Genomic DNA, 25,871 nt, shown 5'->3' on the forward strand with positions numbered 1-25,871 from the left:
TTTTTTGTATGGAATGAATTTTCTCTTAACTTCGTGAGAAAAAGTGATATGATTTTCTTAGAGTCTATTCGGGTGAATCTACATAAATTAGGGGTTGTGGCGGTGAGGATGGGCAAAAGGAAAGTCACTTTACAAACAAAAATTTTGGGGTTAATTATTGGGCTTTTACTTGTTGTTATTGCCTTATTGACCATTTGTTTTGGTTTTTTGCAGACATCAGAAAGGCAGAGCCAAGCTGAACAGCTGGCGGTGCAAACTGCTAGAACGATTTCATATATGCCGCCTATTAAAACATCAGTGGCTACAGGAGATTCCCAAAACGAAGAGCAGGCTGTACTTGAGCAAATGAAGGAGCAAGTAAAAGCGCATGCTATTTTTATCACCAATCAAAAAGGAAAGGTTCTTTTTCATACGAATCATGAGGATGTAGGGAAAACCATCAGTGTGTCGGAAGGAAGAAGTACACTGCTATTTGGAGGAACCTCCATATCAACGGGTGATTCTGATGGTGAAACCGTTGTCAGAGGCAGTGCCCCAATTATGAAAGAAACAGGCAGTCATGAAGAGATTATTGGGACAGTCAGTGTCGAATTTTTAAAAAGAGATATCGACCAAGCGACAGCCCATCAACTATTCAAATTAAGTTATATTGCCCTTCTTGTTTTGCTGCCTGGGGTTTTTGGAGCCATTTTTTTAACAAGGAGTATTCGAAAAGATATATTAGGGCTTGAACCGCATGAAATTGCCTCATTATATCGAGAAAGAGAAGCGATGCTGCACGCGATTAAAGAGGGAATCATTGCATTTGACCGTAAAGGTGCAATTACGATGATGAATACGTCAGCTGAACAGATGCTGCGCGTCTCTTCAACGCTGCCTCTTCATATTGATCAAGTGTTGCCAAATGCCAATCTTCTATCCTATCTAAAGGTAGAGACGATTGAACCTAACATAGAATCAGTCGTCAATGATAAAACTTTTGTGTTAAATGTCAAAAAAGTGGTGCAGGACAATCGAGTATTTGGAGGAATTGTGAGCTTCAGGGAGAAGACCGAGCTGACGAAGCTCCTGGATACATTGACAGAGGTAAGCCAATATTCAGAAGACCTTAGAGCGCAAACACACGAATTTTCGAATAAGCTGTACGCTATTTTGGGCTTGCTTGAGTTACAGCAAGTGGATGAAGCCATTGACTTAATTAAAGAAGAATATACTCTTCAAAATCGCCAGCATGATTTACTCATGAAGCAAATTCGCTCTCCGAAGATACAAGCCATTTTACTTGGGAAGTTAGGAAAGGCATCTGAGAAAAAAGTTCATTTTCACATTGATGAGAATAGTTCATTGGAGCCGCTCCCAGTCCATATGAGTTTATCTCACTTTATCACCATCATTGGCAATCTCGTAGACAATGCGTTTGAGGCCGTATTGAATCAGGAGAAAAGAGACGTAAGCCTGTTCATCACAGATATTGGATTTGATATTATCATAGAGGTGTCTGATTCAGGAGATGGTGTCAATGAAGGAGCCATTTCACAACTTTTCACAAGAGGACATTCATCAAAGGGAGAAGGGCGAGGCTATGGACTTGCCAATGTCAAAGAAGTGCTGGAGGAACTTGGGGGCTGGATTGAAGTTGCGAACCAAAAAGAAGGCGGTGCCATCTTCACTGTTTACATACCGAAAGGCACAAAGGGGGAATAGGTTGTGATGAAGGTACTCATTGCGGAGGATGATTTTCGAATTGCTGCAATTCATGAATCTTATATACAAAAGGTACAAGGCTTTCAAGTTGCCGGAAAGGCAAAAAGTGCAAAGGATATGTGGGAGGCACTTCAAAAAGAACAGGTGGATCTTATTTTACTTGATGTGTATATGCCTGATGAGCTAGGCACGAACCTTTTGCCGCTGTTAAGAGAGCGCCATCCTGATGTGGATGTGATCATTATCACAGCTGCAACGGAAACGATGCTGCTAAGAGACGCGCTTCATTATGGAGTGGTTCATTATTTAATCAAACCGGTGACGGTCCAAAAATTCACTCAGGTTTTAACCGAATATAAAGAGAAGAAAGAGTTAATCAATTCAAAAGATGAAGTCAATCAAACGATGATTGATCTGTTTTTTGGTCAGATGCAGGAAGAATCGCAACAAAAGGATGACCGAGACTTGCCAACAGGTATTAATTCACTGACTTTGGACAAAGTGAAAACATTAATGGAGGAAGAGATTAGCGGAATTACAGCGGAAGAACTCGGAGAAAAAATGGGCGCATCACGTACAACAGCAAGACGATACGTAGAGTATCTTGTGACAACGGGAGAATGCCGGGCAGAGCTGGCGTATGGAATCATTGGCAGACCAGAACGAAAATATTATCCTGCTAAACAACAAGCGGAGTCATAAAAATGAAAAAAGGAATACTCCTTATCATCTTGGTCTGCCTTTGTACGACGCTCACCTTTAATGAAAAAACAGCAAGAGTTTCTTTCCTGGAGCACAGCCCATTATACATTGTGGTATCAGGTGTACCCGACGGCGGATTTGACCAAACGGCCCAAGTGATGAAAACCGTGCTAGAACAAGAAAAGCTGGTGAAGCAGCCTGTGAATATTCTTTATCAAAGAGGCGGAACGGTTGATAAAGGATGGACATATATGATGGAGCGAGATGCCAATTATATTAGTTTAAATTCAAGCCTATTATTAAGCCGTAATTTACTGGGCAGCAGTAACGTGACCATGAATGATGTCACCCCGCTCGCCATTCTTGCTGAAGAGTGGCAGGTCGTTGCAGTTCCTGTTGACTCTCCTTTCTCAAATGGGAAGGAGTTATTACATGCACTAAAGAAGAAACCGGATTCCTTAAAAATCGGGTTTGCCCCAGACTTCGGTAATGATGATCAAATCTCATTCGCACGGGCTGCCGAAATGGCAGGAATTGATCCATACCGTATTCAGTTTTTGAAATTTGACAGTGCAGATGATTTATTTCAAGCACTCATTGACCATGAAGTAGATGCGGCAACCACGACGATTACGGAGGTTCGTCATGATTATGAAAAGAAAAGACTGAAGCTTGTCGCGACCACAACGAATCAGCGCTTAGATGGATTCAAAGACGTTCCCACTTGGAAAGAGCAAGGGATTCCGCTTATCTTCTCTCATTGGCGTGGTGTGATGGGGCCAAAGCAAATGAATCAGCACGACATTCGAGAATGGGATCAGCTTCTTTATCATATGACACAAACGAAGTCCTGGAAAAAGCAAATGAAGCAAAAAGGCTGGACAAGTCGTTATATGAACAGCAAAGAGGCAAAAATTTTTATGGAAGATCAATTAAGGCGATATGAGCAGTTTATCCAAGGGGAACAAGCGGTCGAGTAAGACCGCTTTTTTTCATGGAATTCATCAAAACCAAGGTTTGAACAAAATGAACAAAAAGCATTTATCGCTCGAAAAAGAATTAAAATTCATAATATTTACTTCAATTCAGGCGTCAGATATCATGACAGAAAGGGTTGGAAATGGGATACCAACATTTAATGAAAGCGTATACAACATAAGGGGTGAACAAAGTGTTAGCAATCTTAGGATTTCTTATGATGGTTGTATTTATGGTTTTGATTATGACGAAACGTATGTCTGTTTTAACGGCATTGGTATTAACACCAATTGCATTTGCTCTTATTGCAGGTTTTCATTTTACTGAAATTTCTGACATGATTGTCAAAGGTGTGCAGCAAGTTGCACCGACAGCGGTCATGATCATGTTTGCGATTTTGTACTTTGGCATTATGATTGATGCTGGTTTATTTGATCCGATGGTGGCGAAAATTTTAAACATTGTCAAAGGCGATCCTTTAAAAATTGTCGTTGGAACAGCTGTCCTGACCATGCTTGTTGCACTTGATGGTGATGGGACAACAACGTACATGATTACAACCACAGCGATGCTTCCATTATTTACGCTGCTTGGTATCCGTCCAATTATTTTAGCGGGGATTGCTGGAGTCGGCATGGGGATTATGAATACGATTCCATGGGGAGGAGCCACACCTAGAGCGGCAAGTGCACTTGGCGTTGATCCATCACTTTTATTTGGTCCGATGATTCCAGTCATTGGTGCAGGGGTTTTGAGCATGATTGTGGTGGCATACTTTCTTGGGAAGTCTGAAAGAAAGCGTCTTGGTGTCATTGAGCTCGAACAGCCGATTCATGCAAATGAAATGGCAGCGGCACTACAGGATGACATCAAGCGACCGAAACTTTGGTGGTTTAACCTAACGCTTACGTTGTTATTGGTACTCCTTCTCGTCTCAGGAAAGGTCAGCTTAACGGTCCTATTTGTTCTTGCTTTTTGTGTAGCAATTATCGTGAACTATCCGAACCTTGAACAGCAGCGTGAGCGGATTGCGGCTCATTCAACTAACGTCTTAGCGATTGCTTCCATGATCTTTGCAGCAGGCGTTTTTACAGGCATCTTAACTGGCACGAAAATGGTTGATGAAATGGCGATATCGATTGTTTCTGCCATTCCTGAGCAGCTTGGCGGCTTTATTCCAGTCATAGTGGCGTTAACGAGCGGGATATTTACGTTCTTTATGCCGAATGATGCATACTTTTACGGGGTCCTGCCGATCCTATCAGAAACAGCGGCAGCATATGGTGTTGATAAAATTGAAATCGCGAGAGCCTCTATTATTGGCCAGCCGATTCATATGTTAAGCCCACTTGTTCCATCCACTCATTTACTTGTTGGACTTGTTGGTGTATCACTGGATCAGCATCAGAAGTTTGGGATGAAATGGGCTGTGCTTGCAGTTGTTGCCATGACGGTCATGTCGGTACTCATTGGGGCCATCTCCATTTGGTAAATAAAAGAGTGTCTGCTACGTGAGCAGGCACTTTTTTAGTTCATATTGCCGAGTAGGCTCGATTCATTTGCCCTATACAATAAGCATGCCTGTTCCTCCAAAAGATATATTTTTGAAAAATACTGACACTTTTACTGTTTTTTTCTTTATAATGCAAATCAACGAAGGGAGAGGATAGCATGTCCAAACGAAAAGGCACGATTCTTTTTGCTGCTATATGTCTCATAGCAGGAAGTTTGTCGATGGTGAGCCCAGCTTCAGCTCATGCAGATACCCCTTATTATGGAAAAAATTATGAACAGCCAGCCCCAGTGAAGAAGCTATACCCTGAGCCTGACGAGACGTTCGATACCCCCGCATTTCAGAAAAAAGGAGAAGCCTTCACCACACAAGAAGAGCTTCAACAATTCTTACGTGACATTGTCCGCAAAAGTCCTTATGCTTCCCAGAAACAGATTGGAACATCTATTGAAGGACGGTCCATTCCAGCCCTCTACTTTACAAAGGATCGTCATATTTCTCCACTTTCAAAAAAGCCAACGATCTGGCTTCAAGCACAAATACACGGAAATGAACCGGCGTCCGGTGAATCGGCTCTCGTCATCGCAAAACGATTAGCAGGTGATGAAGGAGAGCGTATACTCAGCCATGTCAACGTCATTATTGTCCCAAGAATCAACCCTGATGGTTCTTATGCGTTTGACCGCAGGCTTGCAAACGGAATGGATGGGAACCGTGATCATATGACATTAGAATCTCCAGAGCTGACAGCCTTGCATCAAGAATTTAATCGATATGCACCAGAAGTGGTCATTGATGCCCACGAATACGATGTAGGACAAAAGCAGTTTGAGGATATCGGCTCAGCGGGTGCACTCAAATATCACGATTTATTGATCTTATCAGGGAAGAACTTGAATATTCCAGAAAGCATCCGGCTCACGTCAAATGAATTATACGTGAGCGGCGTCCGTGAAACGCTGACAAATCAAGGATTTTCAAATGATTTATATTATACAAGCACAAGAGGAAAGGATGGAAAGATCGATCTCTATGAAGGCGGAACGGATGCACGAATTGGCCGAAATGCCTTGGCGCTCTCGCCAGCACTATCCTTTCTTGTAGAAAGCAGAGGGATTGGAATTGGAAGAGAAGACTTTACCCGCCGCGTCGCAGCACAAGTCACCACTCATGAAAAAATCATTGAAACAACGGTGAAACATGCAAAGCAGGTGAAGCAGCAAATGGTGACGGAGCGTTTGAAGCTGGTGAAAAAAGGTCTCCAATCGAATGATGACGATCAAGTGGTCATTCAAGATGATTTCAAAGCGCCGGTGGAAGATTCGCTTGAAATGGTAGATATTGAAAAAGGACAGACCATCAATGTCCCTGTACGCTTTCACAGTGCGAGCGACGCTGTTCCTGTCATGTCGAGAGAGCGACCGACAGCTTATCTCGTTTTACCTGGGCATGAAGGGGTAGAACGGAAGCTGAAAACTTTAGGGTTAAAAAGTGTCACATTGCCTGCCAGTGTAAAAGTACCTGTACAAGCCTATCAAGTAACAAAACGAGACGAAAAGAGTCAAACAGATATTCAGCTTGAAATAGAACTCATCCAAAAGAAACGTCAGCTGCCAAAAGGGACAAAGGTATATGTCACGGCGCAGCCGCAAACGAATTTGTTGTCACTTGCCCTTGAGCCAGAATCAAAAGACAGCTATATGTCATCTGGGTTTATTGCTTCAAAAGTAGGCGATGAACTCCCAGTGTACCGGTTCTTGCTATCTAAAAAGACGTTAGGTATTAAATAAAAAAGGGCTAAAATAAACATCATTTTAGCCCTTTGTCTACAATCTAGAAGCGGCACAGTGCGTGCCGCTTTTTTATTTTCGTCCAGCTCTTATTTCATCAGTCAAGCCTTCATATGGTGCTTCGGCGATAATGGTTTCGTCATTTACACCTGCATGATGGATATACGTAATGTCCGCAAATTCTGGAACAACATATTTTGGATAGGTTTCGTATTTTTCACGAGATTCTTTCATGAGATCGATATAGTCATTTTGATAGCAAACTGTGATATCTGGACGTTCATGCACCCATTTTGGGAAGAAGATGACGCCATGCATGCGTTTTTCTTCAGGCATAAAGTTCAGAGAGACGTCTGTCCCAGTTGGTTCTGTCCAAGAAACTTTGTAAACGCCTTTTGTCAGCTTCACAATATTCACTTCTTGATCACGGACCCAGCGGCCTCCAACCATTCCGCTATGAATGCGGTAATCAATGGTGTGATCGTTTTTAATGTAAATCTCATATTCCCAGCCATTTTCATACGTATAAATCATATGAAGTCCAACGAATTGATCCATGTTTATTCCTTCTTTCATTAGAATGATGTTATTTCAAACATGTCATGATTTACATGTTTATTTTAAAGTCTATGGTATACTATTGTCAAAGAATAAGCGTTGGAGGCACATCATGAGAGTTTTGAAATATGCCATTCTTGGCTTACTAGATCAGTGTGAGCTGACGGGATACGATATAACCAAACATTTTAAGGATTCCCTTGGACAGTTTTGGAGTGCGAAGCACAGCCAAATTTACCCTGAGCTGAAGCGTCTCACAGAAGAAGGGTTTATTGAATTTGATATTCGTATACAAGGAAAGAAGCTGGAGAAGAAGGTTTATCAAATCACAGAGGCAGGGAAAGCAGAATTGCATCAGTGGTTAAGGACAAAAGACCCGATACCAGAAACAACAAAGGATGAATTCATGCTCAAAACATTTTTCATCTCTTCCATGGACAACAAAGAAGCGGCTGACTTGTTTACACATCAACTGCTAGAGCGCACCAAAAAAATAGACATGCTAGAACAGAAGCTGCACGCTTTAACGGAGGAAGACCCTGCCGCTGAATCGCTTCATTCAGCGCAATTTGGGCATTACTTAGTGCTGACAAGGGCAATTGAAAGAGAAAAAGGCTATGTCCGCTGGCTCGAGCAAACCCTTAAACGGATTGATTCATCCGCGCTCTAAGGACAATGGTCGGATGATATGATAAAAAATGGTTTGAAACCAGTGAATTTATTAATAGAAACAGCTACAATGGATATATTCGTATTAAAGTGAGGCGAGTATGTTTGAGTAATCAAGAAGCGTTGTGGAATGAAGCAGAAGCTTTTATTTCTTTATGCTATGAAGAATTAAGCAAGTCAAATGAAGAGAAAGCAGCACGTCTGCATGAAATAAAACAAGAAATTGACTCTAAAGGGATGTATACTCACACACAAGAGGAATTGGCGCACGGGGCGAAAATGGCGTGGCGCAACAGCAACCGCTGCATTGGCCGTTTGTTTTGGTCAACCCTGCAAGTTCACGACTGCCGGCATGTGAAGACAGAAGAAGAGGTGAAAGAGGCACTCTTTCATCATATTGAGTATGCGACAAATGGTGGGAAAATCAAACCATCCATTACGATCTTTCCTCCAGAAAATAATTCGCAAAAGGAAGTCGTCATTTATAATCATCAGCTCGTTCGTTATGCAGGCTATGAGACGGAGTATGGCATCATTGGCGACGAGGCATCTCTTGAATTGACAAAGTTGTGTGAAGCCCATGGCTGGAAAGGGGAGGGCACGCATTTTGATATTCTGCCTCTCATGTTTCAGCTAAAGGATCAGCCGCCAGTTCTGTATGAGCTTCCGAAAGAAATCGTCCAAGAAGTCGAGATTACCCATCCTGAATATGAAGGATTTCGTGATTTAGGATTGAAATGGTACGCCGTTCCGATTATTGCTGATATGAAATTAGAGATTGGCGGTATCCATTACAATGCGGCACCGTTTAACGGATGGTATATGGGTACAGAAATTGGCGCACGTAACCTAGCCGATGAAAATCGCTACAATATGTTGAAAAAAGTTGCTTCTATTTTAGGGCTGGACACGACAAAGAATGCGTCGCTTTGGAAGGACAAAGCCATTGTTGAGTTGAATTTGGCGGTTCTCCATTCTTACCGAGAAGCAGGGGTGACCATTGTTGATCACCATACAGCAGCACATCAATTCAAACAGTTTGAAAAGCAGGAAGAAAAGGCTGACCGCAAGCTGACTGGGGACTGGACATGGCTGATTCCGCCAGTATCACCAGCTGCTACCCACATCTTCCACAAGCATTACGACAATACCATTGTGAAGCCGAATTATTTTTATCAGGAAAAGCCCTACCATGGGACAGAAAAAGCCTAGCGAGAGCTAGGTTTTTTGATTACCTTATTCGAAAATGCTTATAATGAGCTAACTCAGTGAGCGGCTCCATCTGCATATCTGTGACCTTAGAAAAAGGGCTTCCTTTCCGGACAGTCTTTAAGAAATCAAGCACTTCCTGCTGCTCACCCTCTACCTTTAACTCGACATGCCCTTCATCTGTGTTGCGTACCCAGCCTTTTATCTCACGATTGACGGCTTCTCCTTGTACAAAATAGCGAAAGCCGACTCCCTGCACCCGTCCTGTAACAATGGCATGATAATGAATCAATGTCATCTCTCCTTTTTTCTCATCGTACCATAGCATGTAATTGATCTTCACGCATCGACTATGATTTCATTGTCTAACGATGTAAAATAATAGCGATGAGACAATCAAAGGAGATGGTGATCGTGGGACAGAAGAAATACGACATAGCTGGAATCCAAGTGGGACAGCCCATCACGACCTATGCAAACGGAAAAGAAATCAAAACAGCCATCAACAAAAAGCGAATACATGAGCCTGTCTATTTGAATAAGGTCAATTTTGAGGGAGATGGTCAAGGTGATTTGGTTCATCATGGAGGATATGATAAAGCCGTCTGCGTCTTTCCATACGATCATTATGCTTATTTTGAGCAGTTCTTAGGGGTTCCGTTACAGGAAGCTGCCTTCGGTGAGAATGTGACCGTGCATCAACTAGTTGAAACAGAAGTGCGGATTGGCGATGTATTTCAGTTTGGAGAAGCACTTGTTGAAGTGAGTCAGCCTAGACAGCCGTGTGTGAAACTATCTTTTAAGCATGGCAACATGAAGCTTGTAAAGGAAGTGCAGCAAACAGGGTATACCGGTTTTTATTTACGGGTGCTGAAGGAAGGCTTAGTGCCTGCTGATGCTTCTCTTGTATTAGTAGAAAAAGCGTCTCATCACATTACAGTCCATGAAGTGAACGAGGTCAAATATCGTCAAACAAGTCCAGAGAGGCTGAAAGCCGTTCTTGAAGTAGATGCTTTAGCAGATGTGGTGAGGAAGTCTTTAGAAAAACGAATTCAGTCCATTTAAAAAAAGCCGAACATCTGCTTAAGATGTACGGCTTTTAAGCGCTTATGAGCTAGGTTTCTTTTGCTCAAGAAGATTTGCAAGGAAATATGTTTTTAAGCTTTGAAGCTTTCTTCCTTCATGCTTGGTCACACCAAGCTTCTTTAATTCTTCGACATACCAGCCTTTGCTACCATAATGCATGATAGAAAACTCCTTTCAATTGAAACTGCCTGCATTGTAACATCTCAAAAAAGGACGTGAAAAGTGTGCAGGTATGAATAAATGAAAACTGATTCTATCTTCCTATGATCCATGTATATGCTGGAAATAAACATTTATGAATTTGGCGGGTTGAGGGTAACGATGATCATGCCGACCGTCATAATCATGATGACAATACCAAGGTAAGTCATCATGGATTGTTTTTTCTTAATACCTACAACCGTTAAGATAATACTTTCAATCAAAAAGATAACGCCGATGATGATGAACCACATATCAAATAAGACCCCTTTCGCATATCTTTGCCTATTTTACCACAGGCATTTTTGTTTAGTCGTGACAGATTCGTGAAAGGGAAACGAAAAAACCCCCTCCAATGAAGAAGGGGGCAGCTTGCTTACAGCTTCGTTAATATAATCGGTTCGTCTTTTGTGATCACAATGGTATGTTCAATTTGTGCGACTAGGCTTTTATCTGGTGTTTTAAATGTCCAGCCATCATCAGCCTGATAAATCGATTCAGCATTTGTTGAAATAAAAGGTTCAAAGGCGATCACGGTGCCATTCTTAAACAAAGCATTATCGAATGGATCATAATAATTCAATATATGGTTAGGTGCCTCGTGTAGACTTTTCCCAATGCCATGTCCTGTCAGATTTTTAATGACAGTAAATCCTTGTTCTTTTGCTGTATTGTAGACTGCACGGCCAATTTGGTTTTGTCTCTTACCAGCTTTTGCATGCTTTAATCCTTCGAGGAATGCATCCTCTGCACACTGGCATAATGCCTCAAGGCGAGCATCACCTGTACCTAATACGAATGAAATACCGGTATCGGAATAATAGCCGTCCAGCTCTGCTGAGATATCAATATTAATGAGGTCACCCTCTTGTAAAATGGTTTTTTCACTTGGAATACCGTGAGCAACTTCATCGTTCACGCTGATACAAGTCGTCCCAGGGAAGTCATATTCCTTTTCAGGTGCTGAATTGGCTCCATGTTCCTCTAATATTTTTTTCCCAATCAAATCTAGTTCCTTTGTAGACATGCCTGGTTTCGCTTGGCTTTTCATTTCTTCTCTTGCCAAAGCGACAATTCGGCCGACTTTTTTTAAGGCTTCTAACTCATGATCATGTTTGACAATCACTGTTCATTCCCGCTTTCTATAACTTCATTCTATTCAATAGCTTACCACATTTTACGCAAAAAGAGTAAAGAGCGGAATTCAAACGAATGTGGACAAATTGGTATAGATAACTAGATGTGTATATGATATATTTTTTATGAGCATCATGGACGAAACGATTAGGTCATGATGATGACAAAGGGGGAGAAGGCAGATGGTGTTTCAGTTTTTTCAAAAGCTAGGCAAATCTTTTATGCTTCCAATCGCTGTACTTCCAGCAGCAGGGATTATTTTGGCTATTGGGCGGGAGGATGTATTCGATATCCCGTTTATTCATGCGGCTGGAAATGCCATTTTTGCAAACTTGGCTTTAATTTTTGCAATGGGGATAGCGATCGGCATCGCAAAGGATGGTAACGGGGCAGCGGCATTATCAGGTGCGATCTCTTATTTTATTTTATCAGCTGGTACAACGTCGATTAATTCAACGAACAATATGGGGGTATTGGGCGGTATTTTATGCGGGCTATTGGCAGGTTATGTGTACAATCGCTTCAAGGATACGAAGCTGCCAGAATACTTAGGTTTCTTTAGCGGAAGACGGCTTGTGCCGATTATGACCGCACTTTTCACCATTTTATTAGCAGCCGTTTTCGGATTTGTATGGCCTCCGATTCAAAGCGGGATCAATGGTTTAGGAGAATGGATTTTAAGTCTTGGTGCAACGGGTGCAGGGCTGTTTGGTTTCTTTAACCGTTTGCTCATTCCATTAGGGCTTCATCATGTGCTGAATAACTTATTTTGGTTTCAATTCGGGGAATTCAGCGGGGCAACAGGAGATCTAGCGAGATTCTTTAAAGGAGATCCAAGCGCGGGTGTCTTTATGACTGGTTTCTTCCCAGTGATGATGTTCGGTCTGCCAGCAGCATGTCTAGCCATGATTGTGACCGCAAAGCCAGAAAAGCGAAAAGCAACGGCTGGTTTGATGATTGGGATGGCGCTGACGTCATTTATTACAGGAATCACTGAACCTATTGAATTCTCATTTATGTTTTTATCTCCACTCTTATATGGTGTCCATGCTGTACTAACGGGTCTCTCGCTCTTTATTGTGAACATTCTCGGGATTCATAGCGGCTTCGCTTTTTCAGCAGGAGCGATTGATTATGTTTTAAGCTTTGGCATTGCACAAAAACCACTCATGCTGCTTGGCGTTGGGGTGCTTTATGGCATTTTGTACTTTGTTGTTTTCTATTTCCTCATTAAACTGTTAAAGCTTAAAACACCGGGCAGGGAAGATGATGAGATTGAAGATATTGCAGCCGATGATACGAAGACAGAAGGGGCAAGTATTCTTCTAGAGGGACTTGGCGGCAAAGACAATATCACTACGATTGATCATTGTGCGACCCGCCTGCGTTTAACAGTAGAAGATACACAATTATTAAATGAAAGTACTTTGAAAAAAGCAGGTGCCAAAGGGGTACTGACTTCAGGAAAAAACTCCGTACAAATCATCATCGGAACGAATGTAGAATTTGTCGCAGATGATCTTCGCAAGGAAGTCGATCGGGATTAAAAAAAGCGTTCAGCCAGGTCAAATGGGCTGAACGTTTTTTTGTTTGCGCTGTTCGATGACGAGCACAATACTGATGACAACAAGTAAAAACCAAGAACTGATTTTTCCAAGATGGACGAGAGACCAAGCGTGCTGTTGATTTGGATATTGCCATGCCCCTAAAAAGGTGGTGACATTTTCGGCAATCCAAATAAAGAAACCAATCAGCAAGAATGAGACGACAAGCGGCATTCGAAAGGTAGAAGAACCAACCTGAAATGAGACGGACGTTTTTCGAAATACGACAACAAGCAGTAATGTCAGCCACCATCTCAGGTCATAGAACCAATGATGCGTAAAAAAATTGAGATAAATACACAAACTGATCCCGATCGAAAGAAACGGATGAGGCCATGAGCTAACCTGCACGCGAAGCCGGGACAGTGCCTGATAAATATAGCTTGCTACACTTGCATACATAAATCCGCTATAGAGCGGAACCCCAAAGACCTTCGTATAAGCCTCTTCAGGATAGGACCAAGAACCCATATGAACTTTATACATTTCTAAGCCAATACCTATCAGGTGAAATAGACAGATCACCGTCAATTCATTCAATGTCTCCAGCCGAAGCGTCAGCATGAGAATTTGGGCAAGAAGGCAAAGCAATAGAATGAAATCATACCGGTGTAGATAAGGAATCGTCACCATCTTTGATAGAGCAAGCGCCGCAAAGATCATGACGGGGAATAGACACGACACCGCCTGTAAGTAAGCAAAATGGAATAATGTTTTCATACAAAATGAAACCTCTTTTCTTTGTCTGAAATGACTAAGACGGATTTAGCAAGGGAAAAGTTACCTCAACTAGATATTCATGAACAATTTGTGAATACATATGTGAAAAAGATCACAAATTAGTTTTAACGTAGTATAATAAGATCATAAAGAAAATGTGAAGAAATTCACATAAATTAAAGGGAGGCATCATCATGTTTACAAAATTCTTACAAACGAATGTATGGGCAGCGATTATCCTTTTGGCAGCAAGACTTTATATCGGTTGGACTTGGCTCACATCTGGTATAGGAAAACTAACAGGCGGATTCGATGCATCAGGATATTTACAATTTGCGATAGCTGAACCTGTTGTCAAAGATGGACATCTCGTGTATCCGTTCTATGTATGGTTTTTAGAAAATGTCGCTTTGCCGAATGCTGGACTATTCAGTGCCATGGTCATGTGGGGAGAAATTTTAGTAGGTCTAGGATTAATTGTTGGATTATTCACAACAACGGCAGCCTTTTTCGGAAGCATGATGAATGTCTCTTTCTTACTAGCTGGTACCGTCTCTGTCAACCCGCTTCTTCTAGTCATTGCTATCGTCATCATGGCTGCGAAAGGAAATGCTGGCAAATTTGGACTTGATTATGTCGCAGGTCCAGTCTTGAAACGAAAAATGAAAAGAAAGCCGCATTTAGAAGTGGCTTCATAATAAAGAAAAAGCATCCTCAGCTTCTGCTCAGGATGCTTTTTTTATTTAGGCATCAGCTTTCACCAGGTTAATATGCAGGACGGTGAGCTTCTGCTGATTTATATCTGGGTCATGGCCGACGATAAATTCCAGCTCATAATCTCCAGTACGATACACGTATTTTTTCTCTTTTGTCTGTGGAATGGTGCTGACCGAATCCGCTTGTCCAAGTTGTTTCTTTAATAGGGAAGGGGTCATTCCGCCGATATTCGTTTCTTTTTCTACATTTGTTCCGAAATAACGGATTTCGTCAATTTTGCCTTTTGCATCATAATGAAAAGCAAATCCCGGATTCCCCATTTCAGCATGATACAAATCAAAGCTGCTTTGACCTGTTTCTGGATATGGATTTCCTAGTTTATGATGGACAGCCTTCTTTGTTTGAACACCAATTTTAAGACCTTTTGCATAATACGGCATTTGTCCTTTATGTGCCAGTTCATAAATGTTGTTTAAAGCGGTATTCGGACCTTGAGGAACGGATTGTTCGACTGCTGTTTTGGTCATAGCGTGTGCTGAGACTGCAGGACTGAATCCAATGAGGGCGGACGTAGCGAGTGAAGCAGTCATAACAAAAGCGGTTGTTTTCTTCATGATAAAATCCCTCCTTCTTCTTTCTATACCCGGTGCAATAGCAGTCAAACGTGAAAAGAACCAGCTGATCAGGGATCGGCTGGTTCTTAAAATGAGAAAGTTATTTTGATGAAGAGCTGGATTCATCTTTGGCGGAAGAGGAATCTTCTTCATCCTGTACTTTCTTTGTATAGTCATATTGATTGCGGTCAATCGGTGTAAAGCCTTTAGGCTTGTAGAAACGGAGTAAATCTTCGGTGACAATCTTATCAGATGTCTCAAGCATCTTTTTCACCGTTTCATTTTCTTGTGATGCCTTATCAGTCGGCTCGATTTTCTCGCCTGTTTTGTTGCTGTAATAGTTATTGCCTACTTTTGTGTAATCCTTAGAGACGAAGTCACCATTTCTAAATGGCACTAGCTCCTTGAAATTTTTCGATAAGATATCAGAACCAGACATTAAATAGTTCTTCGTATCATCGCCAAGCAGGTGCAGAAGGGTTGGTGCGACATCGACTTCACCAGAGTATTTATGAATCTGTCCGCCTTTTACTCCTGGTACATGAATAAAGAGCGGTACACGCATGAGCTGCGCATTTTCATAATCTCCGATTTTTTGTCCTGTCACTTTTTCCATCGCTTCATTGTGGTTTTCAGAAATGCCGTAATGGTCTCCGTACATAATGACGACTGTATTGTCATAGAGACCAGATTTTTTCAGGTCGTTGAAGAACTGTTCGATGGCTTCATCTAAATAATGAGCCGATTGGAAATAGTTGTCGACGACAGAGTCTCCGAAGTCGCCAGGTTCGAAATCGGTATCCCCTTCATCCATTCCAAATGGGAAATGGTTCGATAACGTAATGAATTTCGAATAAAACGGCTGCTTTAAGTTTTCAAGCATTGGCATAGATTCTTTGAAGAATGGTTTGTCTTTCAGCCCATAGTTCTTCGTATCTTGCTCATTCATATCGTAGTACTCAGAATCGTAAAATCTGTCATATCCAAATGACTTAAACATTTCATTACGGTTCCAGAAGGTTTTCGTATTGCCGTGGAATTCTGCTGACGTGTACTGATCCTTCTTCAGGATGCCAGGAATGGCTTGATACGTGTTTTGCGCTTTGTTAATAAAAACAGAGCCTTGTGATAATGGGAATAGCCCAGTATCCATCATAAATTCAGCATCAGACGTCTTTCCTTGTCCTGTTTGATGGAAGAAGTTATCAAAGTAAAACGTTTTGTTGTCGTGTGCCAATGAATTAAGGAAAGGCGTCACTTCTTTTCCGTTTACTTTGTAATCAATGACAAAGTTTTGCAGAGATTCAAGAGAAATCGTAATCACGTTCATGCCCTTCGCTTTCCCGTAATAAGCCGGGTTAGGATCAGCGCTGTTCGCTTTTAAATAGTTCTCTACATCTGTGACGTCATTTGAATTTGCCAGAGCACGCTGGCTGTTTGATTTCACATTTTGAATGGCATCAAACACAGTAAAGTTATAAGCACCTAAATATTTCACTAAATAATTGCGGTCAAACGATCTTGATAAAAGCTCTGGACGATCAATCTCTGCAGCGACTAAGTTCATTACAAAGATGACAACAGAGGACACAAGGACGAGTCTAAACGATTTTGACTTTTGAACAGGTACAGTAGCTGTACTTGTTTGCTGCTTTTTCATGCGGACTGCGAGTACGATCAAAATGATGGTATCCATAAAGTAAAACATATCAGTCCAACGCATGAGTGAAAATGCACTATCACCTAATTGTCCGCCATTCGTTCCTGCCTGCATCACGGTAGGCAGCGTGATAAAGTCATTGAAGAATCGATAGTACACGATGTTTGCGTATAGTAAAAAAGACATGAAAAAATGAATCACAATGATAGCGGCAGGCTGCCATTTTTTCTTGAACAATAAAGCAAAGCCAAGAAAGAACAAGCTGGAGCTAATAGGATTCACGAAAAGCAAAATATGCTGAAGCACATTTGATATACCAAGTTTAAATTCAATTAAATAGGCTGAATACGTTTTGAGCCAAAGTAAGATGGCTGCAATAACAAAGAAGCCGAGGCCTCGTTTTTGAATAAATGTTTTCATAAAAACACTCCTTTTCTCCGATACACGGAAGAGGCGGAACGAAAGAAAACGAACCATTAGAATATACCATGAAATGATCAAATAGAAAAGTGATAACCGGCGAAGAGTGTCTAGCAGCTCGTCCCCGCCATAAAAGGGGAGAAAACGAAAATTTTCGCTCTTCGAAAAACTTTTTGTGAAATTCATCCTATTATTAACAGAAAATTCAGCAATTTTCCAGTTGCTATATCAATAAAGCAGGTAAAAAGGCACGAGTCTAAAGAATTAATTTAGTTTCTACAATGATCATTTAGAGAGTATTTCCAGTGTTTCTTAATGTTTATGCAGGTTAAGTAAAAAAAATGAGAAGAAGAACGGAGGAAAGGTATGGATGAAATTTCCTGCTCTTAGATATATCAATATATTTTTTTGTTTCATCGACATCATGGTTTTGATGTGTTTTGTAAGGGTTTTATTTATTTTGATGAATGAACAAATTATCTAAATATACTTAAGTGAACATTTCGAGACTATAAACTTTTGAAATGGGGTCGATATAGACTTTGACAGGAAATCTTCCATTGAAAGGATTGATAGTATATGACTGTACGAGCAAACAACCTCGTTCAGAACTGGTTTCCGAGTGAGGACGGAAATGCAGCAGAGCGTAAAGAACTCATCAAATTGATGGAGCAGATTGTTTCAGGGGTCGATCACCTGAAAGATCCGAACCGTGCTCACCTAAAGGGTGAAAAGAATCGTGAGGAGGATTTTTATCAAAAGCTCACTGAAACAAGTCAAATTCCGGTGAACGGCCAACAAGCGGAACTTGTGAATGAAGAATTACTGAAGCTTTTACATAACCATCCTTACCACACAAAGTATTTCTTCACGAACATTTTGCCGATGGCAAGTACACCAGGAATTCTAGGCATGCTAACGGCGATGCTGGTAAATGGAAACAACCTATGGGATGTGTATGGACCAGCAGGAGCGGAAGCTGAGGTCAGAGTGGTCTCAATGATGTCTAAGCTCATCGGATATGATCCAAGTGTGAGCGGGGGATATACAACATGGGGAGGTCAAGGAGCCATTTTCTCAGGACTGCGTTTAGCGATTGCAAAAGTTGCGCCCGAGTCACTGCGAAAAGGAGTTCCGCAAAACCTTTATGCGTTTTGTTCTGATGCGGCACATTACAGCTTATTTAAGTCAATGGAAGCAACAGGACTAGGCACAGACAACTTGATCAGAATTAAGACGAATAAAGATCATTCGATGGATATGGAAGATTTGCGTTGTCAAATGGAACGTGTTGCACAAAATGGCGGAATTCCCGTTTATATTGTCGCAACAACCGGAACAACAGATGCCATTGCAATTGATGATGTAAAAGGGGTACGTGAAACAGCAGAAGCCATTGCTGAGGAGTATGGTCTAAAGGTGCCGCATATTCATGCGGATTCAGCGCTCGGCGGATTCTTTGCTTTCTTTAATGAGTATGATCTAGCTGAAAACCCGCTGCAATTCACAGACGGTGTTCTTCGTATGCTAAAAGAAATCAAAGCGAAATTCCAGCATCTTTCTCTTGCTGACACGATGTGCTTTGACTTTCAAAAGCTCGGCCAAACACCTTACACATCTAGTTTATTCTTAGTGAAAAACGCAGCAGACCTAAAGCGTTTAGATCTGGAAGAACAAGAGACACCATACGTTGGTCATAGAGGCTACGGCGAATACCATACGGGTTATACACTGGAATGCTCAAGAATGGGAAGCTCAATTAGTATGCTGAGTGTGCTGTTAACGTTTGGGATTGAAGGCTACCAGCGCTTGCTCGGTCAATTCTTAGAGGTGAACCTTGCCTTCAGAGAAGCACTCAGTCAAGAAATTCCGCAAGCAGAAGTCGTGAATGATGACAACGTCGGAATGGCTACATTATTTAGAATTTACCTAGATGGCTCACCGCGCTTTCAAGAAGAAATTTCAGGCGAAGCGACGGCAATGGAAATTGAGCGGAACAATGAATTGAACAAAATGCTGTTTGAAAAGCTTGGAGAGAAACGAGACGAAATGTTCTTTGGGGATACAACGAAGTTTTTACTTGTAAATGCAAAAGAAGGACAAGAATTCTATCTAAGTGTTAGTAAGTTTTTTGTCATCTCACCTTATACGTTACCAGAGCATATCCCACATATCGTATCTTATTTAAAAGATGTGATCGCATCTGTTTGTGGACAATTTGAACATGTACATGCTTAAATCAAATCTGAGAGTGGAGATGTAGGAAAAAATGGCGAAACAAAGGAAATTTGGAGGATACACGATATCCTCTAAAATCATGTCAGTCGTTGTCGTAACATTACTAGCAACCGTTGCACTATTCGTTCTAACATTTTATCTAGTAAGTCAGGATTTATCATCCCAGTTATTAAAGCAATTTGATTATCGATTAACAACAGATATTGATACAGCGAAGAAAGAGATTGATAATGTGGATGGAAACGTCCTTGGTGTTAGCGGGAAAGATGATCCCCTTTATGTGGAGGTCAAAAAGAAATTCACAGAGCTTCAAGAAGATCATACGCTTGAGAACTTATATGTGCTTTCTAATAAAGGCGGCAAAGAAAGAATAATTATCTTAACCGGAGAAGAAAATGATTTTGATCAAGATTATGTCTTTTCAGATGAGATGAAACAAGCGCTCTCTGAAGATAAAATGGTCAAAAGTGATATTTACAAAGACTCATTTGGAACACATAAATCAGTCTTCTTGCCAATAAAGGATTCAGGCGGTGAGCTGACAGGGATTTTAGGGATTGATTTAGATGCATCTGTCGTGCCTGAAACAACGAAGAAGCTGACGATCTATATTACAGTGGCATCTGCCATTGTGCTCATCGGTGGTTTACTCTTCTCATTCTTTATGGGAAGAAGAATTGCGAAACCAGCACGTTCATTGATGGAATCAGCGAACCGAATTGCTGACGGTGATTTAACTGGTATGGTAGAGGTTGAAAGTAAAGACGAGATCGGCCAGCTTGCCGCATCCTTCCAAAAGATGCAGGGACGGATTAAAGAGCTCATTTCGAAAATCTCAAACTCATCTAGTGAAGTGTCGAAAATGTCTTCACAGCTTCGTACGGTGACGACCGAATCGAGTCAAAGTGCGCAGCAAGTATCAGAAGCTATGACGAATATGAGTGAAGGAATCAATGATTCTGTCGCAAATATTACGGATTGTACGACATCCGTTGCTGAGATCGATACTCAAATCGAAGGCGTCACCAAAGAAGTTGATGAAATGAAATCTGTTTCATCTGACGTACAAGAGCAATCAGAATCTGGTCAAAAATTAGTCAACCATGTGCTTGATCATCTGAATATGCTACATGATAAGATGACCAACTCAAAGCAGGCAGCAGAAGAATTACAATCTCATTCAACGGAGATTGAAAGTGTCATCTCGATTATTACGGACATTTCAGCCCAAACGAATCTGCTTGCACTGAATGCTTCAATTGAAGCGGCACGTGTTGGAGAAGAAGGAAAAGGGTTTGCTGTTGTGGCAGATGAGGTGCGCAAGTTAGCTGAGCAATCAGCGGATGCGGCTAAAACCGTTTCAGACCTCGTCATTGGTACACAGGAAAACAGTCAGCGCGTTCTTGAAAGCGTAGAGGAAAGCAGTAAAGCAGTGGAAGAAGGACGTGAGCAAATGGAAGGCACGTCACAAAACTTCGCATTGATTTACGACGGTGTGTCTCAGTTTTCAAGAAGAACGAACAATTTGCTTGCTTCTATTAAGCAAGTTGAGCAAGCATATCAAACGATTTCTACATCGATTGAGCAAATTTCTGTTGTATCGGAAGAACATGCAGCTAGCTCTCAAGAAGTAGCGGCAGCAACAGAACAGCAAAGTGCTGGAATGCAGCAAATTTCAAGTGCGATTGAACAGCTATCTGATATGTCAGAGGACTTAGCACAGATGGTTTCTACTTTCAAAATCGACAATAAATAACGAGAAAGGGCTAAAATGATTTTGATTTTAGCCCTTTGTCTTATGTTCAGTGTAGCTGAAGCTGACTCTTGTGAGAGAGTCAGCTTTTTTGCTATGCTTAATCAAATTGTTTCAGACGAAAGGAGAACGCCATGGATTTTGCACAGAGATTATCAGAAGAACGGATTAAAAAAGCGATGGATAACGGGGCTTTTGATGGTTTATCTGGCTTTGGCAAACCTCTGCCTAAAGATGACGCTGCTCATGTGCCTGAAGAACTAAGAATGGGCTACCGGATGATGAAAAATGCTGGCTTTGCTGGGGAAGAAACAGCATTGAAAAAAGAACTCATGACCGTCAAAGAGCTGCTTCACTCCAGTATAGACGGAGAGGAAAGAAAAAAGCTTTCTCTCATATGTGAAGAAAAACAAAAACGACTGGATGAACTCACATCTAAGCGCCAAACTTTTGCCCGTCCAGCCTCCTCCTTTTATAAAAACAGGGTCTACGAAAAATTAACGGAGCATAAAAAAAGATGATGACACGAAGCCTCTCCTGAGCACATTGAGAGGGCTTTTTTTATGAAAGCGCTACATTTTGTTGTTGACTACATGTATATACAAATATAAAATAAGGATCAAACATGTATATACAAGTTTTTTGGTTCTTTTTTCTTATAAAAAACGATCTCGGAGGGGATAGCATGGCTGATTACCAGGCAGCAGCAGATCAGATTGTGAAAGCTATCGGCGGCAAAGAAAATATTGATCAAGCGACACATTGTGTAACAAGGCTGCGCTTTGTACTGAAGGATGAAGGAAAGGTTGATGAGAAATCACTTGAACAAATAGAAGAAGTGAAGGGATCTTTCTCAGCGAACGGTCAATACCAAGTGGTGATCGGCCAAGGGGTCGTCAATCGGGTATATGCCGAAATGGTGAAACAGACAGGGATTGGAGAAGCCACAAAAGAGGACGTGAAGCGTGCCTCTGATCAAAAATTAAATCCGTTGCAGCGTGCTGTGAAAACGCTTGCGGATATTTTTATTCCGATTCTTCCTGCCATCGTCACCGCCGGTTTATTAATGGGGATTAATAATATTTTAACAGCTCCTGATATTTTCTTTGATCAAAAATCGATTGTCGATGTGTATCCGGCATGGGCAGATTTAGCGAATATGATCAACTTGATTGCAGGCACTGCCTTCACATTCCTGCCCGCATTAATCGGCTGGTCAGCCGTGAAGCGGTTTGGGGGAAATCCGCTTTTAGGGATGGTCCTTGGACTCATGCTCGTACACCCAGATTTATTAAATGCGTGGGGCTATGGAGCGGCTGAAAAGTCCGGTGAGATTCCTGTCTGGAATTTGTTTGGACTTGAAGTGCAAAAGGTAGGATATCAAGGACAGGTCCTTCCGATACTCGTTGCCTCGTATTTATTAGCGAAGCTCGAATTGTTTATCACAAAACGGACACCTGAAAGCATCCAGTTATTAGTGGTTGCACCGATTACGTTATTAGTCATTGGCTTTTTATCCTTTATCGTCATCGGACCTATTACATTTGCAATCGGTAACGTGTTAACATCTGGACTTGTCGCTGTATTCCAGCAGTTCGCAGCACTAGGCGGTCTATTATATGGCGGTTTGTATGCGGCGTTAGTCATTACAGGAATGCATCATACGTTCCTCGCTGTTGATATTCAATTAATTAATTCAAAACTGCATGGCACGTTTCTATGGCCAATGCTCGCACTGTCTAATATTGCACAAGGATCAGCCGCACTTGCGATGATGTTTGTATTGAAAGATGAAAAGCAAAAGGGTCTCTCGCTCACATCAAGTATTTCCGCTTACTTAGGAATTACCGAGCCAGCGATGTTTGGCGTCAACTTGCGCTACCGATTCCCATTTATTTTCGCACTCATTAGCTCTGGTTTAGCTGGTATGTTTATCGCCTCTCAAGGGGTGCTGGCAAGCTCAATTGGTGTTGGAGGCATTCCAGGAATCTTCTCTATTATCCCGAAATATTGGGGCGCATTTGCGATAGGGATGGTCATTGTTCTCATCGTCCCATTCATCGGAACCCTTTTGTATGCAAAGCTGAAAAAGAAGAAAGATGTTTCACAAGAACTTAACTAGTGGTGGTGGATGAAATTGAAACAACAAACAAACGAACCGTGGTGGAAAAAAGCGGTAGTTTACCAAATTTACCCTAAGAGCTTTTTAGATACAACGGGCTCAGGTACAGGCGATATCAATGGGGTGACAAAAAAGCTCGATTATATCAAACAGCTTGGGGCGGATTGTATTTGGCTCACGCCAATGTATGAGTCCCCGCAGCATGACAACGGCTATGATATTAGTGATTATACAAAAATCCATGACATGTATGGCACAATGGCAGATTTTGAACACATGCTGAAAGAAGCCCATGATCGAGGCATACGAGTCATCATGGATTTAGCCGTCAATCATACATCCATTTTCCATGAGTGGTTTCAAGCATCTCGCGAGTCAAAGGATAATCCTTATCGAGATTATTATATTTGGAAGGAGCCTAAAGCGGACGGATCTCCGCCAAATGATTGGCAGTCAAAATTTGGCGGTCCAGCATGGGAGCTAGATGAAGAAACAGGAGAGTATTATCTTCATTTATACGATGTCACCCAAGCGGATCTTAATTGGGAGAAGGATGAGGTTCGCAGGCAAGTATACGACATCATGCATTTTTGGTTTGAAAAAGGAATTGATGGATTCAGGCTGGATGTCATCAACAACATCTCAAAGGATCAACGCTTTTTAGATGACGCCGGACAATCTGTACAAGGAGACGGCCGAATGTATTATACGGATGGCCCAAGGATTCATGAGTTTCTGCACGAAATGAACCAAGAGGTTTTTTCGAAATATGACAGCATGACAGTTGGAGAAATGTCTTCAACGAATATCGCAGACTGTATTCGGTATACAAGACCGGATCGGCAAGAACTGGATATGACGTTTAATTTTCATCATTTAAAGGTCGATTATCCAAACGGAGAAAAATGGGCACTCGCACCATTTGATTTTCAGGAATTGAAGTCGATTCTATCTGAGTGGCAGACGAAAATGCATGAGGGCGGCGGCTGGAATGCGCTCTTCTGGTGCAATCATGATCAGCCGCGTATCGTCTCAAGATACGGTGATGATGAAACGTACCATCAGCAATCAGCGAAGATGCTGGCGACCACCATTCATCTCATGCAAGGGACGCCATATATTTATCAAGGGGAAGAGATTGGCATGAAGAATCCTCAGTTTGAGGACATCTCGTCTTACCGCGATATTGAATCACTCAATATGTATGAAGCCATGCTTGAAAAAGGAAAATCAAAGGAAGAAGCGCTCGCCATTTTACAGGTCAAATCAAGAGATAATGCGAGAACACCGATGCAGTGGACCTCAGAAAAGAACGCTGGTTTCTCAAAAGGAACACCATGGATTGAGCCAGCCAATAACGACATTTCGGTCGAAGCTTCATTAAAAGACAAGACGTCCATTTTCTACCACTATCAAGCCCTTTGCAAGATGCGTAAAGAACTTGACGTGATCACATATGGAAGCTTCACCTTACTCTTAGCAGATGATCCGAAGGTTTTTGCTTATGTGAGAGAAAGCGGTGAGGAGAAGCTTCTTGTGATCAATCACTTTTACGCAGGAGAGACGGATTTTACGCTTCCTGATGAGCTTGTGCAGGCTGTAGATGAGATGGAAGGGCAAGTGCTGTTATCCAATTATGAGGATGTGCCGGCAGATATGAAGGGATTTACGTTGCGTCCATATGAGTCAATCGTTTATCATTTAACCAAACGCTAGAAAATGGGGCGGAGGGAAAATGAAAGAGAATAAGTTTCGAGTGATTTATGATCAGCTCGCAAAACGAATTGAACAAGGTGAATGGCAGGATAAAGGCATTCTGCCATCAGAGCATGAGCTGTCCTTGATGTATAACACATCCCGTGAGACGGTAAGAAAGGCATTAAATATCCTTGTGCAAAATGGCTATATCCAAAAAATCCGCGGCAAAGGCTCTGTCTTACTGAATCGAGAGAAAATGCAATTCCCAGTCTCAGGTCTTGTCAGCTTTAAAGAACTTTCCCAAACGCTTGGCCGAAAGACCGTTACGACGGTTCACGAATTTGGTTTAATCAAACCGGATCAGTATATTCAGTCTCAGCTGAAAATAAGTGGACAGGAGGATGTCTGGGAAGTCATTCGATCTCGTAATATTAGCGGAGAAGAAGTGATTTTAGACAAGGATTACTTTTTGCAAAAGCATGTGTCGGTCTTGTCAAAAGACATATGCGAAGGATCCATCTACGAGTATATTGAAGGAGAGCTCGGTGTATCAATTAGCTATGCCCAAAAGGAATTTGTGGTAGAGCCATGTACAGAAGAGGACGCTAAGTATCTTGATTTGAACGGGTTTGACCATGTCGTTGTCGTGAAGAATTACGTGTTCTTAGAGGATACAAGTTTATTTCAATACACAGAAAGCCGTCACCGATTAGACCGCTTCAGATTCGTCGATTTTGCAAGAAGAGAAAAAGTGGACAGAGCATAGGCTCTGTCCTTT

24 protein-coding genes are annotated in these 25,871 nt (G+C 41.7%); 16 read left to right on the forward strand and 8 right to left on the reverse strand.

The window, feature by feature from the left end; genetic code table 11:
- Nucleotides 1-108 precede the first annotated feature (108 nt).
- The 5 genes from ACQYAC_RS16895 (at nucleotide 109) to ACQYAC_RS16915 (ending at nucleotide 6,687) form a co-directional block, all read left to right on the forward strand.
- Nucleotides 109-1,704, forward strand: a complete 1,596-nt coding sequence (locus ACQYAC_RS16895; protein WP_268498280.1) for a sensor histidine kinase — start codon at nucleotides 109-111, stop codon at nucleotides 1,702-1,704.
- A gap of 3 nt (nucleotides 1,705-1,707) precedes the next feature.
- A complete protein-coding gene (locus ACQYAC_RS16900) occupies nucleotides 1,708-2,406 on the forward strand; it encodes a response regulator (protein ID WP_061407083.1) in 699 nt (232 codons plus the stop codon).
- A gap of 2 nt (nucleotides 2,407-2,408) precedes the next feature.
- Nucleotides 2,409-3,386 (forward strand): tripartite tricarboxylate transporter substrate-binding protein, encoded by a 978-nt coding sequence (locus tag ACQYAC_RS16905; protein ID WP_268498243.1) that lies wholly within the window; start codon nucleotides 2,409-2,411, stop codon nucleotides 3,384-3,386.
- Nucleotides 3,387-3,577: 191 nt separating this feature from the next.
- Entirely contained in the window at nucleotides 3,578-4,876 is a 1,299-nt protein-coding gene (locus tag ACQYAC_RS16910) for a citrate:proton symporter (RefSeq protein ID WP_058015708.1), read from the forward strand.
- Between the two features lie 179 nt (nucleotides 4,877-5,055).
- Nucleotides 5,056-6,687, forward strand: coding sequence for a M14 family metallopeptidase (locus ACQYAC_RS16915; protein ID WP_429943740.1), 1,632 nt, complete (start codon nucleotides 5,056-5,058; stop codon nucleotides 6,685-6,687).
- A gap of 72 nt (nucleotides 6,688-6,759) precedes the next feature.
- Here ACQYAC_RS16915 and ACQYAC_RS16920 read toward each other — a convergent pair whose 3' ends face one another.
- Complete coding sequence (locus ACQYAC_RS16920) at nucleotides 6,760-7,245, reverse strand: phenolic acid decarboxylase (RefSeq protein WP_025206914.1); 486 nt, start codon at nucleotides 7,243-7,245, stop codon at nucleotides 6,760-6,762.
- 112 nt (nucleotides 7,246-7,357) lie between these two features.
- Here ACQYAC_RS16920 and ACQYAC_RS16925 point away from each other — a divergent pair, with 112 nt between their 5' ends.
- On the forward strand, nucleotides 7,358-7,915 hold the full coding sequence (locus ACQYAC_RS16925; RefSeq protein WP_034665213.1) for a PadR family transcriptional regulator: 558 nt from the start codon (nucleotides 7,358-7,360) through the stop codon (nucleotides 7,913-7,915).
- A 104-nt stretch (nucleotides 7,916-8,019) separates the two neighbouring features.
- Entirely contained in the window at nucleotides 8,020-9,126 is a 1,107-nt protein-coding gene (locus ACQYAC_RS16930; RefSeq protein ID WP_429943741.1) for a nitric oxide synthase oxygenase, read from the forward strand.
- Nucleotides 9,127-9,145: 19 nt separating this feature from the next.
- On the opposite strand, the gene ACQYAC_RS16935 is transcribed toward ACQYAC_RS16930, so the two are convergent.
- Nucleotides 9,146-9,415 (reverse strand): acylphosphatase, encoded by a 270-nt coding sequence (locus ACQYAC_RS16935; protein WP_429943742.1) that lies wholly within the window; start codon nucleotides 9,413-9,415, stop codon nucleotides 9,146-9,148.
- Nucleotides 9,416-9,537: 122 nt separating this feature from the next.
- On the opposite strand from ACQYAC_RS16935, the gene ACQYAC_RS16940 reads away from it, so the two are divergent.
- Nucleotides 9,538-10,188 (forward strand): MOSC domain-containing protein, encoded by a 651-nt coding sequence (locus ACQYAC_RS16940; RefSeq protein ID WP_268498251.1) that lies wholly within the window; start codon nucleotides 9,538-9,540, stop codon nucleotides 10,186-10,188.
- Between the two features lie 42 nt (nucleotides 10,189-10,230).
- On the opposite strand, the gene ACQYAC_RS16945 is transcribed toward ACQYAC_RS16940, so the two are convergent.
- The 3 genes from ACQYAC_RS16945 to map all read right to left on the reverse strand — a co-directional run bounded on the left by ACQYAC_RS16945 (nucleotide 10,231) and on the right by map (nucleotide 11,536).
- Nucleotides 10,231-10,368, reverse strand: coding sequence for a YflJ family protein (locus ACQYAC_RS16945; RefSeq protein WP_003214303.1), 138 nt, complete (start codon nucleotides 10,366-10,368; stop codon nucleotides 10,231-10,233).
- Nucleotides 10,369-10,502: 134 nt separating this feature from the next.
- Nucleotides 10,503-10,664, reverse strand: a complete 162-nt coding sequence (locus ACQYAC_RS16950; protein ID WP_003214360.1) for a hypothetical protein — start codon at nucleotides 10,662-10,664, stop codon at nucleotides 10,503-10,505.
- 122 nt (nucleotides 10,665-10,786) lie between these two features.
- Entirely contained in the window at nucleotides 10,787-11,536 is a 750-nt protein-coding gene (gene map, locus ACQYAC_RS16955) for a type I methionyl aminopeptidase (RefSeq protein ID WP_008341769.1), read from the reverse strand.
- A gap of 193 nt (nucleotides 11,537-11,729) precedes the next feature.
- Here map and nagE point away from each other — a divergent pair, with 193 nt between their 5' ends.
- Nucleotides 11,730-13,094: an N-acetylglucosamine-specific PTS transporter subunit IIBC gene (nagE, locus tag ACQYAC_RS16960; RefSeq protein ID WP_058015713.1), complete on the forward strand. Its 1,365-nt coding sequence runs from the start codon at nucleotides 11,730-11,732 to the stop codon at nucleotides 13,092-13,094.
- A gap of 18 nt (nucleotides 13,095-13,112) precedes the next feature.
- Here nagE and ACQYAC_RS16965 read toward each other — a convergent pair whose 3' ends face one another.
- Nucleotides 13,113-13,871 (reverse strand): DUF817 domain-containing protein, encoded by a 759-nt coding sequence (locus ACQYAC_RS16965; protein WP_268498253.1) that lies wholly within the window; start codon nucleotides 13,869-13,871, stop codon nucleotides 13,113-13,115.
- Between the two features lie 194 nt (nucleotides 13,872-14,065).
- On the opposite strand from ACQYAC_RS16965, the gene ACQYAC_RS16970 reads away from it, so the two are divergent.
- Nucleotides 14,066-14,569 carry a DoxX family protein gene (locus ACQYAC_RS16970; protein ID WP_268498255.1) on the forward strand — a complete coding sequence of 168 codons (504 nt, stop codon included), beginning with the start codon at nucleotides 14,066-14,068 and terminating at the stop codon, nucleotides 14,567-14,569.
- A gap of 45 nt (nucleotides 14,570-14,614) precedes the next feature.
- Here ACQYAC_RS16970 and ACQYAC_RS16975 read toward each other — a convergent pair whose 3' ends face one another.
- Both ACQYAC_RS16975 and ACQYAC_RS16980 read right to left on the reverse strand, forming a co-directional pair.
- A complete protein-coding gene (locus ACQYAC_RS16975; protein ID WP_058015716.1) occupies nucleotides 14,615-15,202 on the reverse strand; it encodes a YjgB family protein in 588 nt (195 codons plus the stop codon).
- Between the two features lie 100 nt (nucleotides 15,203-15,302).
- Nucleotides 15,303-17,282, reverse strand: coding sequence for an LTA synthase family protein (locus ACQYAC_RS16980; protein ID WP_429943743.1), 1,980 nt, complete (start codon nucleotides 17,280-17,282; stop codon nucleotides 15,303-15,305).
- A gap of 579 nt (nucleotides 17,283-17,861) precedes the next feature.
- Here ACQYAC_RS16980 and ACQYAC_RS16985 point away from each other — a divergent pair.
- The 6 genes from ACQYAC_RS16985 to treR all read left to right on the forward strand — a co-directional run bounded on the left by ACQYAC_RS16985 (nucleotide 17,862) and on the right by treR (nucleotide 25,859).
- The gene (locus ACQYAC_RS16985) at nucleotides 17,862-19,520 is read left to right on the forward strand and encodes a pyridoxal phosphate-dependent decarboxylase family protein (protein ID WP_180309400.1); all 1,659 of its coding nucleotides are present in this window, start codon (nucleotides 17,862-17,864) and stop codon (nucleotides 19,518-19,520) included.
- 31 nt (nucleotides 19,521-19,551) lie between these two features.
- On the forward strand, nucleotides 19,552-21,276 hold the full coding sequence (locus ACQYAC_RS16990; protein ID WP_058015719.1) for a methyl-accepting chemotaxis protein: 1,725 nt from the start codon (nucleotides 19,552-19,554) through the stop codon (nucleotides 21,274-21,276).
- A gap of 131 nt (nucleotides 21,277-21,407) precedes the next feature.
- Nucleotides 21,408-21,794: a DUF1992 domain-containing protein gene (locus tag ACQYAC_RS16995; RefSeq protein ID WP_058015720.1), complete on the forward strand. Its 387-nt coding sequence runs from the start codon at nucleotides 21,408-21,410 to the stop codon at nucleotides 21,792-21,794.
- Between the two features lie 164 nt (nucleotides 21,795-21,958).
- Entirely contained in the window at nucleotides 21,959-23,395 is a 1,437-nt protein-coding gene (gene treP / locus ACQYAC_RS17000) for a PTS system trehalose-specific EIIBC component (protein WP_429943744.1), read from the forward strand.
- A 15-nt stretch (nucleotides 23,396-23,410) separates the two neighbouring features.
- Nucleotides 23,411-25,111 carry an alpha,alpha-phosphotrehalase gene (gene treC / locus ACQYAC_RS17005; RefSeq protein WP_429943745.1) on the forward strand — a complete coding sequence of 567 codons (1,701 nt, stop codon included), beginning with the start codon at nucleotides 23,411-23,413 and terminating at the stop codon, nucleotides 25,109-25,111.
- Nucleotides 25,112-25,130: 19 nt separating this feature from the next.
- Nucleotides 25,131-25,859, forward strand: coding sequence for a trehalose operon repressor (treR, locus tag ACQYAC_RS17010; protein ID WP_169057332.1), 729 nt, complete (start codon nucleotides 25,131-25,133; stop codon nucleotides 25,857-25,859).
- The last annotated feature ends 12 nt before the right edge of the window (nucleotides 25,860-25,871 follow it).

The sequence above is a fragment of the Bacillus sp. MM09(2025) genome, from assembly GCF_050496725.1.
Classification (GTDB): Bacteria; Bacillota; Bacilli; order Bacillales; family Bacillaceae; genus Bacillus; species Bacillus pumilus.